This window comes from Dehalogenimonas alkenigignens, from assembly GCF_001466665.1.
Classification (GTDB): Bacteria; Chloroflexota; Dehalococcoidia; order Dehalococcoidales; family Dehalococcoidaceae; genus Dehalogenimonas; species Dehalogenimonas alkenigignens.
Genome location: NZ_KQ758903.1, coordinates 1,012,241 through 1,027,878, shown reverse-complemented (window position 1 = coordinate 1,027,878; position 15,638 = coordinate 1,012,241). Strand labels below are relative to the sequence as shown.

Genomic DNA, 15,638 nt, shown 5'->3' with positions numbered 1-15,638 from the left:
GACAGACCGATGAATATAAAGAAAGGGGAACACTATGTCTATCTTCCACAGCACGGTATCCCGCCGGGAATTTATGAAAAATCTCGGCTTGGCCGGTGCGGGCATCGGGGCTGCCAGCCTGGTAGCGCCCAACTTCCACGACGTGGATGAACTGATGTCCTCCACCGCCGCCATTCAGAAGCGCCCCTGGTTCGTCAAGGAGCGCGCTTTCCTGGATCCCGCCGTCGAGCATGACTGGAGCGCCATCAACCGCTACGACCGCCGCTGGCAGTCGCAGACCACCCGCATCAAGTCCTACTTCACCGAGACCTGGAACCGCCGTGAAGCGGCTTCCGCCAAGGGCGCCGCAATTTCGGCCAAGCGCCAGGCTGAACAGGCCCCCGGTTATACCCTCCGCACCCGCATGCTCCATAGCGCCAACCTCCACAACTTCACCTGGTCCAAGACCTGGACCGGCCCGGTCAAGTCCGGCTCCAACAGCTACACTGAGTCCAAGACGCCGGAAGAGCTCGGTCTCCCAAAGTGGACCGGCACTCCGGAAGAAGCCTCCAAGATGATGAACGCTGCCATGCGCTACTACGGCTCTGTCCTTAACGGCTATGCTGAGTTTGATCAAACCTGGAAGGACAAAGTCCTCGTCAAGTACACCACCCGTGGCGCCACCAAGGAATGGAGCAGCAACAACGGCGCCCTGCCGTCCGACGCCGAGTCGCTGCGCTATGAGTTCGAGAATGTCGACAAGGGTTACGCCACTTCTGACGGCTCCAAGTACGTCTTCCCCAACAAGCCCCTGTGGATCATCACCACCATCAGCCCCGTCGCCAGCCAGTTCCTCAAGACCCCCAATGCCGAAGCCGGATACGGCTCCAGCTTCCCCGGACCCAACGGCACCGGCGGCACGCTGAGCTCGTTCGTCTACGGCGGCACCTTCCGCTTCCTGCGTTCTCTGGGTTACGAATGCTACTCCGACACCGGCCACCAGAGTTCGCCGTTCAACGAGAACATGGCCAACCAGCTCACCGGCATCAATGAGCAGTCCCGGCAGCAGAACTACGGCCTGAACGCCGAATACGGCAACGCCACCTACCCCACTACCTTCCAGACCAACCTGCCGCTGGCGCCCACCCCGCCGGTCGACGCCGGCATGTGGAAGTTCTGCAAGACCTGCGGCTTCTGCGCCATCAACTGCCCGCCCGGCTGCATCGAGTCCCACAAAGAGCCCACCTGGGAGATCCCGCCTTATGAAGGCAAGGAAGTTACCTTCCACAACAAAGGCATCAAAGCTTTCTGGAACAACTTCATTCTCTGCCAGGAGTACCGCTCCGAGGCCTCCGGCTGCAGCCAGTGCTGGGGCTACTGCACCTTCTCCGTCGATCAGGCCGCCATGGTCCATGCCCTGGTCAAGCAGACTATCTCCGTCACCCCGCTGTTCAACAGCTTCTTCGCCACCATGGGCGAGGTTTTCGGCTACGGCAACATGGACAGCCCTGAAGAGTGGTGGGATATGTCCCTGCCAATGATGGGCATCGATACCGTCAAGACCGCCTGGAAAGGCCGGTAGGTCAGAGAAAGGAGTAATGGCAAAATGACTGTTTATCAGGGTCCCTTCTGGTTCCTCATGGCCGCCGTCGCCGTCGGCCTGCTGATTGCTCTGGGCATGTTCCTTAGCAAAAAGGGCAAGGTGACCAAGTGGTATGACTGGGTCATCATCGGCATCGCCCTGCTCATGGGCTTCTTCGCCATCCAGAACTACTTCGGCTCCCTTTCCGAGTTCGAAGAAGAAGCCGCTTCCCTGTTCCTGGTTGTCGTCGGCATCCCCGCCCTCCTGTTGCTGGGTGTCGCCGCCGCCCTGATCATGCGCCGCAAGGCAACCGCCTAGTTGGTCCTTCGAGAAGGAGGAGACTTCTCCTCCTTCTCGACCCCGGTTCACGCAACAGTCGCGCATAGAGGAAAGAAAATGAAATACTACGCCACCGGCAAACAGATAGTTTACCCCCCGGACTACAAGACCAAGGTGATGTTCCTGCGCAAGAGCCAGGAGTGGATCGACCGCAAGATCGCCGAAGGCATCCTCGAATCGGCTTACAGCTTCACCGCGGGCGGCGGCTTCCTCGTCTTCAACGTCGAATCGCACGAGGAGCTCATCAAGCACCTGATCGACTTCCCGATGTACTGCCTCTCGGAGTTCAAAGTCGAGCCGATGGTCAGCTTCAACCAGAACGCCGAGATCATCATCAACGAATTCAAAAAGCTCGGCGTCTACCACGACGGCTGGGCCAGGACTCGCGTCTACCACGTGGCTTACACGCCGGAACTTAAAGAGATCTGCCTCTTCTTCTGGGGCTGCAACATCGAATGCCGCGGCTGCTACTGCAAGCGCCGCGTCTACAGCCCCATGCTCAAGGATTTCCTCGGCAAACACGTCGAAGAGCCGTCCGGCATCGCGCCGGCGCCGGAAAAGTTCCTGACTATCGACGAACTGCTGGCCATTCTCGACCAGTATGAATTCACCAGCGTGGTCTTCGAAGGCCAGGAGGCCGCCATGGACCCCGAACTGCCCAACATCGCCCGGCTGCTCCACGAGCGCTACAAGAGCCACAACCTGCTGCTGACCAACGGCATAGAGCTGCCCGATTTGTCTCACATCGACCGGGTCGAAGTCGGCATCAAGGCGGTGACCGATGAACTCAATATCGATTACACCGGCGTTTCCAACAAACCGGTGCTTGATAACCTCCGGAAACTCGTCCAGTCAGGCAAGAATACCTTCGTGGAATCGGTTTACATCCCCGGCTATATAGAGGTGGATGAGATTGAGCGCATCGCCGAATTCATCGCCGGCGTCAAGAAGGACATGCTGTTCGTCATTCTGCCGTACTTCAAAGCCGGCGACAACCCCTGGCGGCGGCCGACCACCGAGGAAATGGAAAAAGCCGCCGAAGCCGCCCGCAAGCACCTTAAAAATGTCTTCTTCTTCCGCGGCAACGAAGAACTTAAGTATGAAGTCTTCTCCGCCTTCCCCGAGGGTGCCGGCGGCGCTTCGTACGAACCCAACCTCAACGCCCTTTTATCTTCCGTAGGAATGAAGTAGCCGGAGGCGGCGTAATGATGATTCTGCTTTGGATACTGTGCATAGCCTCGATCCTCGGCTCGGCGTTATACCTGGTGCTGGAACGCCAGGCTGCCGCCTATAACCGCGCCGTGCCGCCCTGGCCCGATGCCTGCCCGCCTATAGAACCTTACCTTGAAGGCGGTTTCGGACGCCGGTCATGAAGACCTGCATCTACCATATCACCTACACGCCGGAGCAGAAGGATGTCTGCGTCCATTTCTGGGGCTGCAATTTCCAGTGCCGCGGCTGCTACTGCTCTACCCAAATCTACAGCCCGATGCTGGACTTCGGCGGCATGCTGAAGCGCCAGCCCGAAGTCCTTGCCAGCCCGCCGGAAAAGTTCCTGACGCTGGCTGAAGTCGAGGCTATCCTCGATAAGCTCGATTTCCATTCGGTGGTCATCGAAGGTCAGGAAGCCGGCCTGGACCCCGCTTACCCGGCGTTCACCGAAATGCTGCGCCGCCGCTACGGCGCCAGGGTGACCCTGGTCACCAACGCCGCGATGCTGCCCGACCTCAATTTCACCGACACCGTTGAGGTCGGCCTCAAGGCGATGGATGACCGGCTGCACCTGGATTACACCGGGGCTTCCAACCGCCCCACCCTTGAGAACTTCGACCGGCTGATCGCCATGGCTAAAAAAATAGTCGTGGATACAGTGCTTATCCCGGGCTATATCGACGCCGCCGAGGTCGAGCGCGTCGCCGAGTTTGTCGCCTCCCGAGATCAAAACATCCCTTTCATCCTGCTGCCCTACTTCCCGGTCGGCAACAACCCGTGGCGCCGGGCTACTGCTGAAGAGATGGACCAGGCTGCCGGCCTGGTCAGGAAGCACCTCTCCCGCGTTTTTCACTTCCGAGGCGATGAAGCCCTCAAATACCCCATCTACAACGTCTTCCCCGCCGAAGCCTGCCCCGGCGCCGGCGCCGATTCAGCCAGATATCTGGCCGCCGCCGAGGGCTTAAACCGCCGTCCGGACCAAATCCTGCATCAAATTCTAGAACCCGAGGAGGTATCCGCCCCATGAGAGTCCTGTTAGTGACTTCACCCAATCCCAATTATTCCGCGTATTACGCTAAGGCTTACACCAACCTGCCCAAGGGACTGCTCTACCTCGCCTCGTACCTTGAGCAGCTGGGCCACGAGGTCAAGGTCTACGACGGCTTCGTGGACGAACGTAAGCCTGAAGATTTCATCGATTTCAAACCGCAGCTGATCGGCTTCTCGGTCATCACCGGCCCCAACCTGGAAGGCGCTATTCTCCAGTCAAAGCAGTTTCGGGCTTTGTTCCCGGCTGTGCCGATCGTCTGGGGCAACGTCCATACCAGCGTTCTGCCGAAACAGACCCTGTCCGAGCCGTATATCGACTACGTCGTCATCGGCGCCGGCGAGTACACCCTGGCCGAACTGATCGATTACCTGGAAAAGGGCGATCGGAAACTCAACGACATCAAAGGCCTCGGCTTCAAGATCGACGGCCAGATGGTCATTAACGAGCCCCGCCCGTTCATCAAGGACCTGGAAGCGCTGCCGGACCCGGCCTGGCATCTGGTGCCGGTGAAGAAGTACTCCATGATCGGCATCAACACCTCCCGCGGCTGCGTCCACCGCTGCGCCTTCTGCTACAACAAGGCCTACAACAAGGGTTACATTGGCTACCTTTCCGCCGAACGGATCATCTCCCAGATCGAATTCCTGCGCCAGCACTACGACGCCAAATATATCCGCTTCGACGAGGACAACTTCACCTTCAACCGCAAGAGACTGCGCGAATTCTGCAACCTCCTCATCGAGCGCAAGATTAATATCTCCTGGAACTGCGACTCCAGAGCCGACCTCTCAGATGCCGATGTCGCTCTGATGGCCAAAGCCGGCTGCGTCGCCGTCGGCCTGGGGCTGGAGTCAGGCAGCCAGCGCGGCCTGGACTTCATGCAGAAGGATATCACCGTACCGGAGATGGAGCGGACTTTCTGGTCGCTGGTCAAGCATAAGATCCGCACCTCGGTCTATATCATCTACGGCTACCCCACCGAAACTGTCGAGGACTTCAACGCCACTCATGAAATGCTGAAACGGCTGGACAATCCCTATTACATGTACAACCGCTTCGTCCCCTTCCCCGGCAGCGCCCTTTATGATTACTGCGTGTCGCAGGGCGTGGTGACGCCGCCGGCCCGCCTCGACGACTGGCCGGAATTCCTCATCGAGTATGCTAATAAAATCAACTTGAGCCACGTGCCCACCGAAATGATGACCGAGGCCGCGGCCAACTGGCGCGCCAACTACGCCGCCCAGCGCATCAGGTTCACCCTGAAGCACAACCCCGAATATTTCCTGACCCTTTTCAAGAACCCGCTCAAGTTCCTGCGGGAGGTCGGGGAGCTGATCAAGTTCCACGGCCAGGTCAACAAGTTCTACAAGACGGTGCAGCGGAAACTGTCCGGCTTCTCATCGAGCAGCCAGGATTCCAGCCTGCCGCTCGGCATCGCGCCTAAACCGAAGATTTCCTGAGTCCAAGCGGCTAATAAGAAGAGGAGGGGCTAATCCCCTCCTCTTTTTATTTTTCGATATCGCCGTGCCGGGGCGTTCTAAATTGCTACCAGCGAATCTATATCAGGCATCCCGAAAGTACGTTCGCAGAGATGACACTCAAGGCACTGGCTGCGGCAGGTGGTAAGCTTCTCTTCAAGTTTCAACCCGGCGTCCGTCAGCCACAGGCTGCCGCTCAGGTCCCGCCTGATTTTCTCGGGATTCCGCTCAAACGGGGCCATTTTAAAGGCACCCAGAGACCAGGCGCTCACCGGCAGGAGGGAGTGGTTAAGGATCTCGCCGAATGAAGACACGGCGTTGTTCCGCGCGCTCCACCCGAACTGAAGCTTCCCGTCGCCGCTCAGCGGTGTATATTCTGTCAGGCGCCCGCTGAACTTAAACACATCCACCAGCGCTGCGTACTCCTGGAATGTCTGCTGCGTGACCCAATAACAGTTATTGCCGGCGCGTGGTAACAGGCTTTTTCCCGTTGCGCTGTCCCGCCATCGGGAACATGTGCCGGCGCCAGGGCCGCTCTTCCAGTAATTGACCCTTCGATGATAGGGCTGCAAATCGTCATGCTCCCGTTTAAACGGGCAGGAGGGCAGACAGTCCTCCCACACCAGCATGCAGGTTCGGACATTTCGTTCAGGGTGTTTTAGTCTGAAGGTTTCGACCGCCCGGCGGATCCGCCTGAGCTCGCCCAGGTTGCGGTTCAATGACCGGTCAAGTTGAATGGTGTCATATCCCAGGTAGAGATAATCAATGACCTGCTGCGCTGTCGTCACCTGCTGGTTAACAGTGTTTTTCCAGGTCATCTCCGGGAACATTTTCCGGAGCATGCCGGTGCGCATCAGGTGATTGTTAGCCAGGGTACAGCTCCGTAAGCCCCTATCGTAGTAGCCGCCCAACCACTCGATGAAATCCCGCGCCACCCGGTCGCCGCGGCTATAAAATATTTCTACGGGAACATTCAACTGGTTGATGGTCAGCGACACCTGGATGCCGAACTCGGACTGGATGCGGAATAACTGGGCGACCTGCGCATCGGTGGCTTCAACCCCCATGACGTTGCCGTAGGTAACTTCGTGCAGCTTCTGGCGGTCGTCCCACTGTTCCTGTTCGCGATAGTTGCAGCGGAATATCTTCCCGAAGTAGATGTCATGAATCTCCCGGCGGAACTCCGGGGATGAATTACTGATTGCTTCGTAATAAGTCAGGTCCCCAGGCCAACTGTCGAAATGAGCTATCGAGAATCGTTTTTCAAGCTCCATTGACCCTTCTCCCAAACAGTTTCCTCAACCTGGCTTGACGGCGGTGATGAGACCGCTGCCTGTCAATGGGTTCCGGGCAACCAATGCTACCTCTCTGAACCCGGCCGTTCCGATCAACCCTATCAGTTCGATATCGGAAAAAGCACCGACCATGATGTTGAACACTGCCGCCTCCAGCGGCCCGTTTTTATCGGCATCAAGCAGGAATTCCTGGACAATAATCACCCCGCCCGGATCCAGCGCTCGGAAAACTTTGGCCAGCTTTTCCGCCGCGCCGCTGTCCGGGCCGTGCATCACATTTGACAGTAGTATGACATCGCATCCGGGGCTGAATTCGTCGGTTTCCCAGTCGCCTGTTTCCAGCCTGATCCGATCTTCCAAACCCAGATTCCGGATTACCTGCCTGGCAACAGCCAGTGGGCCGGGCGCATCCCAAACGATCGCTTTCAAGTTGGGGAAGCGCTGGCACAACCCGGCACTGTACGTCCCAGGGCCGCCGCCGATATCCAGCAGCAGGCGCCTTTTACTCAGATCGACATGGGCGGCAACGAACTGCACCCCGCCGTTGATCGCTTTGGTGTGCATCGCCAGCGGGAAATAATCGGTCTTGATTATATATTCGGCATCCCGCTGGAGTTCTTTAATCTGGCGGAAACGCCGGGCGTATTTTTCCCCGCCTTTAAGCATATCTGGTAGAACCGACCATTCCCACCACATATACTCGCTGAAGTCCAGCGCCCCGCCGATATATCGCAGGCTCTCGGGCAGCAGGATTTCACGCCCCAGCGGTGTCAGATCGAACAGGCTCCCTGTCCGTTTCAAGACGCCAAGGGCACACATCGCGATCAACACTTTCTCGCTTACTTCGGCGTCGGTACTGCATTCAGCGGCTAACTCGCCGGCGCTTTTTGGTTGGCGAAGCGCTTCGAAAAACCCGGCCTGATAGGCTGCCAGAAGTACCCGCGAATTCCGAAACACCCAGCCGAGTTCGATGGCCAATCCGGCTTCAGTGATAAATGGCAAATTAAATAGATCGTGTTTCTGCTTGTTTTCCATACGCGTTTTTAAAAAAGAAGTGTGGATCCCACAGTATATCGCTCCATTGTTTGCGAGGCCACTTATTATAAAAAGGTGGGGGCGGCTTGCGCCTGCCCCCACCTAGTAGCTGCTGTCGGTGGATTTACCAGATGTATTTGCCGGAGCCTAAGATGGTATCACCCTTATAGGTGGCCAGATCGCGGGTCCACCAGGCTTCCATCTCCTCGGCGGAGCGGACTTTGCCGTAGCCGAAAACCCTATCCATATCGGCGAAGAACTTGTTGAAAATGCCGGTATTTGCCGCGGTTGCTCGTACCACCGGGTGGATGATGGCTTCGGTCGGATGGTTGAACGGGCAGGTCGGCTGACAGATGCCGCAGTTAACCGGGGAGCCAAAGCCAGCGCAGGTGTCCCAGTTCATCCAGAATGCCTTGATACCCGGATTGTTTTTGGGTACTACCGTATCCCATGAAGGCTCGTCCCTCATATCGATGGACTGGCTGGGGCAGACCTCGCCGCATCGTTTACAGGTGTTGCAAAAACGATGGCCACCGAAATCAATCGGTTTGGTCGGCGCCAGCGGCATATCGGTAATGGTAATGTCAGCCTGCCGGCTGCACAAGCCGTAGCCCGGGCTCATGCGGTAGTTAGGGCGTGCTTGCTCTGAAAGGCCGGCAAAGATGCCGTAGGCGGAGTTCTGGAGGAAGAAACTGGACCCCGGCCGGACGGCTGCATACCCTAGGCCCTTTAAGAACGACGTCGCCTGAGCCATCACCACGCGGCCGTAATTGTAGCCTTGAGCATCCATACGGCCGATAGGAACCGATGAGCCGTAGCCGGAGGGATTAGAATCGTCAGCCTTGTAGTTATAGGTCGCTTGGGTAGCAGACATTTGGGTTTCCCAGACCAGCATGTATTTGTACTTGTTGGGGAACCGGTACACTTTCCCATCAAGAACGGCATCGTTCCGGTCTTCCCAGGAGATAAGATCTTTGTTGAACAACTTTTTAATGTTAGGCGTGAGTTCGACGACCCCCACCGCCGGGGTGCCGAAAGAGTGAAGGGCGGCTCTCATGACCTGGGTGTTGTATTCGGGCGATTCATTGTAAGGGGAAGTGACGTCACCTTCTGAAGGTTTCCAGAACGAGGTCTCGCCATCCCAGGCCGGCGCTGTACCGCCGCGGCCTGCAGCCGTGTACCAGGCAAAACCTCGTCGGTCGGCGCCGGGAACCTTACCGGCCAGACCGTCGGCCTTATCCTTGGCTACCCTGGCGGCTGTGACCGCCTTGACTTCATCGGAAACAGGGGTAGCCGGATGAGCAACAGCATCGAAGTTCTTGTATGTCTGCCAGTCAACCTCAGTTGTAATATTCTCATAGTCGCGCTCTTTAACCCACCAGGCATGAGACTGTTTGCCGGCGCTGGCCATTTCATCCAGATCGTGGAAGGCCGGCCCGGCAGCCGCCGCGGCGCCGATTCCCGCTCCGGCGATTCCGAGCGATTTCATGAAGTCCCGGCGGCTGATTGTTGAATGGAAACCCTTCATCTTTATTCCTTTCTTGTTTGAACCAGGTTACACCTGCTTCAATCTTTGGAAGTATATGCTACTATCCGGAATATTCCGTGTAAATACGCATCTATGCGTATTTATGGTTAATCTTTAGTTAAGGTGTAACAATATTTCCTAATAATATTTGTTTCCCGAAGATTCACTTCATGGAAACGCCGCCTGCCGGCCTCAGCTAATTTGAAACTTACTATTTCCCAATCGCGTCCATTTGCTATTCAATCCCAATGGGTGTATAGTGGGTAAGGTTAAAGCCGCGGTTATTTCACTGATCTGAATCGTTCTCCGATTCTCAACATTTGGGTGACCAGCTCTAACAAATAACGAAGAGAGGAGGTCATCCAAATGGCTTTTGAAGCAAAAACAATCTCTTGCTGCGATTGTGGTTCCAATTTTATCTTTAGTGTTGAAGATCAGGAGTTCTTCCAGACTAAGGGTTTTTCCAACGCTCCCAAGCGCTGCCCTGCCTGTCGGTCAGCCCGCAAGACTGAACGCACCGGGGTTTCGAACTACACCAGCAGCTACAACACCCGCCAGATGTTTCCGGCGACGTGTTCCGATTGCGGCAAAGCTACACAGGTTCCTTTTGAACCCCGTAACGGTAAACCCGTTTATTGTAGCGACTGCTATCGCAAAGTAAGCGCGAACCGGTAATCTAATACCGGTCACCGTAGACAGGCTGGGTAATTCCCAGCCTGTCTACTTTCTACCCTGGCGTTCAAACAGTCAGGAGACGCGGGAGAACCATGAATATCTATGTAGGCAACCTCGCATTATCTGTTACCGAGGCTGAATTGCGGCAGGAGTTCGTTGCCTTCGGCACTGTCACTGCGGTGACCATGATGAATGATACTCATTTTGGCAGCGGCCAACCGCGGGCTTACTGTTATGTCGAAATGCCCTCGAAAAACGAAGGGGAGTTGGCTGTATCAGTCATGAATGGCAAAAGTCTGCAGGGCAGGATAATGAACGTAATTCAAGCCATGCCCATTTCACCTGAAGCGCATGACGGTCGAAGAACCCGGACTCAGGGCATAAGATCTCACCGCTTCATTCGCTGATCTGATTAATTTAACCCGCGGCGGCGCCGGCAGTTTGCCGGCGCTCGAACGAGCTTAACCTTGCCGGGTGCCGTGATTTCAACGCAAGAAGACTCTCCCCCACCGGTGGTCAACCGGAGACAGCCCGCAAGTAAATACGCATAAAGTACAATCCTGATTAAGCCTTTGGTACGTTGACGTGCCGCCGTTTCGTGATATAATTTTATGTTAGGTAATAATTAAGCGTATCAACACAAGGAGAATCAAGTGGATCACGGTATCGTTGAAGAGGTAGTGGAACTGTTTGAGGGAGATTCAAGCAGTCACCTGGACGAGATTTTGAAGACGGTTAAGGCCGAGCATCACTGTTCCGAAACCGAAATAGACTCGATAAAAAAAGAGGCCGAAGCTTTGCTGGCCTGTGAACTATTGGAAACCGAAAGACACGTTGACGTCTGCTGAATAGTCCGGCTTTTAACCCTATCCTTGTCCTAAAAGGATTGGCAAGAATCCGAAAAAGAACTTAACAGTCCTGTCGGCCGCTGAGCCCCCGGGCTTTAATCGGGCTCTTTTCGATGCCTTGGTCTTCCGGCGGTTTGCGGCTCTATTGGGCTATAGACTTGAGCTTCTCAATTAACTCAGTCTTTCTGATGTCGTTCGCCAATATCGGCTTCAAAGCTTTCCAGGTGGAAGGGCAATCCTTATAGGTAGTACCAAGAATTTCGTGTATGGTTTGGTCTATTATTTTCTTGTTATCGGGACTGACGGTGATATTGGCATCCTTGAAAACCGCCTGCAGGTGCCGAAAGTAGCATGACATAGATTCCCTCCGTATGCTCCGCTTCTGGTTGATTCTGAAGCGCTGAGCCGCTTAAGTAAACCATTAGTCGAGCGTCGCCTCTTGATGACTGTCACCTAAACCAGTAGAATTCGCAGATATTTTTACAGATACGCCGCGGCAGAGGCAAGCCGCGGGCGGCTTGCCTCAATATCTGGAGCACGATTGAGAGCCTTCGTCAAAGGTTTTCTTCAAAACCGAAATTCCATTCTTTTCCTGGCAGTCGTTCTCGGCTTGATACTCTGGCCGGCCGCAGAATACACCAGATATCTGGTTGATTTCGCCATAATCCTGGCTATCACTCTTTCGCTCAGTCGTATAGATTTCAAAGCCGTATTTACCAATTCCAACCCGCTCTTGCCACTTGGCGGAACCTTCCTGGTGAGTTTCCTGGCGGCAGGGTTTGTTTTCATAGGCTTGGCCAAACTGCTGCTTGACGATCCGAATATCATCTATGGCTTTGTCGTTTTAGCCGCCGCGCCCCCGGCCGTCGCCGTGATACCGTTCAGCTACGTTCTGAAAGCCAATATCAATCTTTCTATTCTGGGCACCCTCAGCGGTTACCTGTTAACTTTTGCGCTGATGCCGTTAGCCGCGAGTCTGTTTTTTCAAACGGAAATTGAGCTTGGGGTGATGTTCAGGACATTGTTCGTGTTGATTGCGGTTCCCTTTGTTCTGTCTCGAATCGTCAGGTCTTCGGGGGTCGTTCCTCGAACAGAGAAACATTTCGGCACGGTTATAAACTGGTGCTTCTTTCTGACCACCTTCAGTATTATCGGGTTAAATCATGATGTGATGTTTTCACGGCCTGACTTTGTCATGGTAATTTTCAGCATTACCCTTTTGGCGACTTTTGGGTACGGCACCCTGGTGAAAACAATCCTCAGCCGGACCAGGCTATCCGCCCCGCAGGTGGCCAGCTATCAGCTGCTGGGTACTATGAAAAACTGGTCTGGCGCTGGAATAATTGCCCTTAACCTGTTTGGACCTGCAGCCTCTTTGCCCAGCACCCTTGGCCTGATCAGCGGAATCCTCTACTATATTTGGATCAGTTGGAGTAGTGATAGGCGGATAAAGCCGGCCGCGCCGCAAAATAGGCAGGCTGTATAATTTCGATCGCGCGGGCTGATGCGCCTCCGGGCCAGATTAATTGGTGGCCCAGGGCAATTCATTCGTTCGCGAGTGAAACACCCGGAACGACCCCTAGTCCCGGAACCGGAATTGAAGGCGCCGGCGCGTTTGAAGTGCCTCCTTCAGGCCGGTTGTATTCCATCGCTCCGCGAGGGCAGCGGGAAAGGCATTCACCGCATCGAGCGCATTCATTCTGAGCGATTACCGGCAGAGGTTTCCCGGGTACGATAGCTTTGTAATCACAGAAGGATTTGGCGCAGGCGCCGCAGTTTTTACACTCTGCCGTGAAAGCGACCTGGCGCCGGGCCAATTTTGCCACTACCGACAGTACCGCTCCCATCGGGCACAGGAAACGGCACCACGGCGTAAAGATGAACACTGAACTTATGATGAGCAGCGCGAGCAGCGTGGTCGGTACCGGCGCGATCTGCGCGTTGAAGAGCGATTTGAAAGGATCAATCTCGGCAAAAGCGGTAGTCCCGGTATACAAAGCGGCGATCAATATGCCGCCGAGTACCACAAAACGCAGTTTCCTTAACCTGACTCCTAACCCATCCGGCAACTTTATCGCCAGATCCTTCCGATAAAGAAATTGCTGCACCGCGCCCATCGGGCAGACCCAACCGCAGTAGAGCCTGCCTAAAAAGAGAGTGAGAGCAATCGGAATCGCCAGCACAATGAATTGGGCCAGGTACTGTTTTGCGTCTCCCAGATGCAAAACGAAGTTCTGCATCGCGCCGATAGAGCAGGGACACAACCCAAGGAAAAAACCCAGGTACACCATCGAAAAAGCAAGCGAAATATAACGCCAGCGGCGCTTCCTCATCATTAAACCGGCGTAAGCGAAAGCCGCCAGTCCGAGATAAGCCCAGATAAAAGGTTGGGCAAAAGCTTCTTTGAAGGCTTCACCCCATGACATTTCCGGTTCATCATCAGCTTGCCCGGAGGGTTCGATGGCCGGTTCGGTCTCGCTGGCTGGCAGTCCTGAGGATTGTTGGCTTTCAGATGGTTGAACCGCTGCCGCGCCGGCGGCGCCGATGGTTATGGTTATCGAGGCGTATCCGCCTTCTTTAACGCAATCCCGGATTACCTCCAGTTTCCCGGTCCCCGGCGAGATAAGTTGAACGCTGAGGGTGGCTTTGTACGTATCCCGACCGGTTAAAACCCACTGGGTCTGTTCGGTCACTTTAATATTGCTGGTGAGTTTAAATTTAGTATCGGCAATGGGTACCGGACAGTTGCGATGAGTCAGCGCCACCGTGACTTCAAGTTTGATAATATCCCCGACACTCCCTGATGCTTTATCCGGCTTCAAGGTGATCTCACAGGCCAAAATAGATGATGAAACAATTAAAAACGCGGCCATTCCGGTCAGCAGACTGACGGAAAGCCTCTTCAAACTCCTGGCAAATGGCATATGTTCATTGTAATTGACGAATATATGGCGCCTATAGAGAAACTATGCGTTTTTTATGAAGATCGGAATTATTTCACCGGTAACCGGCTTATCAAGTCACCGTGGGTAAACAGGCAGCGACAGGCGCAACTGGGGGTCGATTTGACACTGCGGCACCCCACTGTTAATATGTCTATGTATATCTTTTTAGTCAACTATTATTCGGAAGCAAAAGTATGAAACTCAGCACCCGCGCCCGCTACGGCACCCGCGCCATGCTCGACCTGGCGCAGCACTACGGCGAGGAAGTGATCCCTTTGAAGGACATCGCCCGCCGCCAGCAGATCTCATTACCCTACCTGGAGCATCTGGTGGGACCGCTGGTCGATGCCCGGCTCATCCAATCGGTTCGCGGCGCCCGCGGCGGCCTGAAACTGGCCAAATCCCCCGAAAGCATCAGGTTGAGCGAGGTGGTCAGCCTGCTGGAAGGCTCCATCGAGCCGGTTGACTGCGTTCACAGCCCGGACAAGTGCCACCGTTCCCGGTTCTGCGCCACCAGGGATATCTGGGACGATGTAGGTAAGGCGATGACCTCCGTGCTGGAGCAAACCACCTTGGCCGACTTGGTGGCTAAACAGCGGGCCAAAATGTCTCCCGAAGCTGAAATGTACTACATCTGAACCCGAGGAGAACGCCATGGCCGTCGAGCGTAAGATCGAAAAAGTGACCTTCCGGAAGAAGTCTTTCCCGGCCCTGACCCGCGGCATCGCCGCCGACATCACCGAGACCATCGGCAACACGCCGCTGGTGCGCTTGAACCGGGTCACGGCGGGCGCCGGCGCCGACGTCGTGGCCAAGCTGGAGTCCTTTAACCCGCTTCATTCGGTCAAAGACCGCATCGGCGTGGCCTTGATCGCCGACGCCGAGGCTTCCGGCAAACTCAAACCCGGCGTCACCATCATCGAGCCGACCTCCGGCAACACCGGCATCGCCCTGGCCTTTGCCGCCGCCGCCCGCGGCTACCGGCTCATTCTGACCATGCCGGATACGTTTTCGATAGAGCGGCGGCAGTTGCTGGCGATACTGGGCGCCGAAATAATCCTCACCCCGGGCGCCGAGGGGATGCCCGGCGCCATCCGGCGCGCCCAGGAACTGGCTGACAGTAACGGCTATTTCATGCCTCAGCAGTTTCAAAACCCGGCCAATCCGGAGATTCACCGCCTGACCACCGCCGAGGAGATCTGGCGCGACACCGAAGGCCGCGCCGACGCCCTGGTGGCGGGCGTCGGCACCGGGGGCACTGTCACCGGCGTCGCCGAAGCGCTTAAAAAGAAAAAGCCGTCATTCAAAGCCTTCGCCGTGGAACCGGCCGCTTCTCCGGTACTGTCCGGCGGCAAGCCCGGCCCCCACAAGATTCAGGGCATCGGCGCCGGTTTCATCCCCGGGATTTTGAAGACGGAACTAATCGATGACATAATTCAGGTGACTAACGAAAACGCCGGCGCCATGGCCCGCCGCCTGGCGAAAGAAGAAGGTATCCTGGCCGGCATCTCTTCCGGCGCCGCCGTCTGGGCCGCCGCCGAGGTAGCCAAACGGCCGGATATGAAGGGCAAGCTCATCGTGGCAGTGCTGCCGGACACCGGCGAGCGTTACCTGTCGACCTGGCTGTTCCAGGATGCAATTGCCGCCCCTCCAACGAATCTCTAGAGAGGC

The 15,638-nt window shown here is 55.9% G+C and carries 16 protein-coding genes; 12 read left to right on the top strand and 4 right to left on the bottom strand.

Annotated elements, in window-relative coordinates; genetic code table 11:
- Positions 1 to 34 precede the first annotated feature (34 nt).
- The 6 genes from DEALK_RS05530 to DEALK_RS05510 all read left to right on the top strand — a co-directional run bounded on the left by DEALK_RS05530 (position 35) and on the right by DEALK_RS05510 (position 5,623).
- Entirely contained in the window at positions 35 to 1,561 is a 1,527-nt protein-coding gene (locus DEALK_RS05530) for a reductive dehalogenase (RefSeq protein ID WP_058439295.1), read from the top strand.
- Between the two features lie 24 nt (positions 1,562 to 1,585).
- Entirely contained in the window at positions 1,586 to 1,879 is a 294-nt protein-coding gene (locus DEALK_RS05525) for a hypothetical protein (protein ID WP_058439294.1), read from the top strand.
- A 78-nt stretch (positions 1,880 to 1,957) separates the two neighbouring features.
- Positions 1,958 to 3,091 carry a radical SAM protein gene (locus DEALK_RS05520; protein ID WP_065128707.1) on the top strand — a complete coding sequence of 378 codons (1,134 nt, stop codon included), beginning with the start codon at positions 1,958 to 1,960 and terminating at the stop codon, positions 3,089 to 3,091.
- A gap of 14 nt (positions 3,092 to 3,105) precedes the next feature.
- On the top strand, positions 3,106 to 3,273 hold the full coding sequence (locus DEALK_RS10145; protein WP_165802744.1) for a hypothetical protein: 168 nt from the start codon (positions 3,106 to 3,108) through the stop codon (positions 3,271 to 3,273).
- Positions 3,270 to 4,139 carry a radical SAM protein gene (locus tag DEALK_RS05515; protein WP_058439293.1) on the top strand — a complete coding sequence of 290 codons (870 nt, stop codon included), beginning with the start codon at positions 3,270 to 3,272 and terminating at the stop codon, positions 4,137 to 4,139. The genes DEALK_RS10145 and DEALK_RS05515 overlap by 4 nt, the downstream gene beginning before the upstream one ends.
- Positions 4,136 to 5,623, top strand: a complete 1,488-nt coding sequence (locus tag DEALK_RS05510; RefSeq protein ID WP_058439292.1) for a B12-binding domain-containing radical SAM protein — start codon at positions 4,136 to 4,138, stop codon at positions 5,621 to 5,623. Before DEALK_RS05515 ends, DEALK_RS05510 begins: the two co-directional genes overlap by 4 nt.
- Before the next feature lie 77 nt (positions 5,624 to 5,700).
- Here DEALK_RS05510 and DEALK_RS05505 read toward each other — a convergent pair whose 3' ends face one another.
- The 3 genes from DEALK_RS05505 to DEALK_RS05495 form a co-directional block, all read right to left on the bottom strand.
- A complete protein-coding gene (locus tag DEALK_RS05505) occupies positions 5,701 to 6,915 on the bottom strand; it encodes a hypothetical protein (RefSeq protein ID WP_058439291.1) in 1,215 nt (404 codons plus the stop codon).
- 24 nt (positions 6,916 to 6,939) lie between these two features.
- Entirely contained in the window at positions 6,940 to 7,971 is a 1,032-nt protein-coding gene (locus tag DEALK_RS05500; RefSeq protein WP_058439290.1) for a methyltransferase, read from the bottom strand.
- Positions 7,972 to 8,095: 124 nt separating this feature from the next.
- A complete protein-coding gene (locus DEALK_RS05495) occupies positions 8,096 to 9,499 on the bottom strand; it encodes a reductive dehalogenase (RefSeq protein WP_058439289.1) in 1,404 nt (467 codons plus the stop codon).
- 366 nt (positions 9,500 to 9,865) lie between these two features.
- On the opposite strand from DEALK_RS05495, the gene DEALK_RS09785 reads away from it, so the two are divergent.
- The 4 genes from DEALK_RS09785 (at position 9,866) to DEALK_RS05475 (ending at position 12,508) form a co-directional block, all read left to right on the top strand.
- Positions 9,866 to 10,174 (top strand): CxxC-x17-CxxC domain-containing protein, encoded by a 309-nt coding sequence (locus tag DEALK_RS09785; protein WP_083496364.1) that lies wholly within the window; start codon positions 9,866 to 9,868, stop codon positions 10,172 to 10,174.
- A 92-nt stretch (positions 10,175 to 10,266) separates the two neighbouring features.
- On the top strand, positions 10,267 to 10,581 hold the full coding sequence (locus tag DEALK_RS05490; protein WP_058439288.1) for an RNA recognition motif domain-containing protein: 315 nt from the start codon (positions 10,267 to 10,269) through the stop codon (positions 10,579 to 10,581).
- Between the two features lie 246 nt (positions 10,582 to 10,827).
- On the top strand, positions 10,828 to 11,022 hold the full coding sequence (locus DEALK_RS05485) for a hypothetical protein (RefSeq protein ID WP_058439287.1): 195 nt from the start codon (positions 10,828 to 10,830) through the stop codon (positions 11,020 to 11,022).
- A 541-nt stretch (positions 11,023 to 11,563) separates the two neighbouring features.
- Positions 11,564 to 12,508, top strand: a complete 945-nt coding sequence (locus tag DEALK_RS05475; RefSeq protein WP_058439285.1) for a hypothetical protein — start codon at positions 11,564 to 11,566, stop codon at positions 12,506 to 12,508.
- A gap of 58 nt (positions 12,509 to 12,566) precedes the next feature.
- On the opposite strand, the gene DEALK_RS05470 is transcribed toward DEALK_RS05475, so the two are convergent.
- The gene (locus DEALK_RS05470; RefSeq protein WP_165802741.1) at positions 12,567 to 13,844 is read right to left on the bottom strand and encodes a 4Fe-4S binding protein; all 1,278 of its coding nucleotides are present in this window, start codon (positions 13,842 to 13,844) and stop codon (positions 12,567 to 12,569) included.
- A 317-nt stretch (positions 13,845 to 14,161) separates the two neighbouring features.
- Here DEALK_RS05470 and DEALK_RS05460 point away from each other — a divergent pair, with 317 nt between their 5' ends.
- Both DEALK_RS05460 and cysK read left to right on the top strand, forming a co-directional pair.
- A complete protein-coding gene (locus tag DEALK_RS05460) occupies positions 14,162 to 14,605 on the top strand; it encodes an RrF2 family transcriptional regulator (RefSeq protein WP_058439282.1) in 444 nt (147 codons plus the stop codon).
- Between the two features lie 16 nt (positions 14,606 to 14,621).
- Positions 14,622 to 15,632 (top strand): cysteine synthase A, encoded by a 1,011-nt coding sequence (cysK, locus tag DEALK_RS05455; protein WP_058439281.1) that lies wholly within the window; start codon positions 14,622 to 14,624, stop codon positions 15,630 to 15,632.
- Positions 15,633 to 15,638: the final 6 nt, after the last annotated feature.

Coding starts and splice junctions, on each gene's coding strand:
- DEALK_RS09785 (WP_083496364.1), top strand. CDS start 9,866: ATGGCTTTTGAAGCAAAAACAATCTCTTGCTGCGATTGTGGTTCCAAT.
- DEALK_RS05460 (WP_058439282.1), top strand. CDS start 14,162: ATGAAACTCAGCACCCGCGCCCGCTACGGCACCCGCGCCATGCTCGAC.
- DEALK_RS05510 (WP_058439292.1), top strand. CDS start 4,136: ATGAGAGTCCTGTTAGTGACTTCACCCAATCCCAATTATTCCGCGTAT.
- DEALK_RS05490 (WP_058439288.1), top strand. CDS start 10,267: ATGAATATCTATGTAGGCAACCTCGCATTATCTGTTACCGAGGCTGAA.
- DEALK_RS10145 (WP_165802744.1), top strand. CDS start 3,106: ATGATGATTCTGCTTTGGATACTGTGCATAGCCTCGATCCTCGGCTCG.
- DEALK_RS05495 (WP_058439289.1), bottom strand. CDS start 9,499: ATGAAGGGTTTCCATTCAACAATCAGCCGCCGGGACTTCATGAAATCG.
- DEALK_RS05525 (WP_058439294.1), top strand. CDS start 1,586: ATGACTGTTTATCAGGGTCCCTTCTGGTTCCTCATGGCCGCCGTCGCC.
- DEALK_RS05520 (WP_065128707.1), top strand. CDS start 1,958: ATGAAATACTACGCCACCGGCAAACAGATAGTTTACCCCCCGGACTAC.
- DEALK_RS05530 (WP_058439295.1), top strand. CDS start 35: ATGTCTATCTTCCACAGCACGGTATCCCGCCGGGAATTTATGAAAAAT.
- cysK (WP_058439281.1), top strand. CDS start 14,622: ATGGCCGTCGAGCGTAAGATCGAAAAAGTGACCTTCCGGAAGAAGTCT.
- DEALK_RS05505 (WP_058439291.1), bottom strand. CDS start 6,915: ATGGAGCTTGAAAAACGATTCTCGATAGCTCATTTCGACAGTTGGCCT.
- DEALK_RS05515 (WP_058439293.1), top strand. CDS start 3,270: ATGAAGACCTGCATCTACCATATCACCTACACGCCGGAGCAGAAGGAT.
- DEALK_RS05500 (WP_058439290.1), bottom strand. CDS start 7,971: ATGGAAAACAAGCAGAAACACGATCTATTTAATTTGCCATTTATCACT.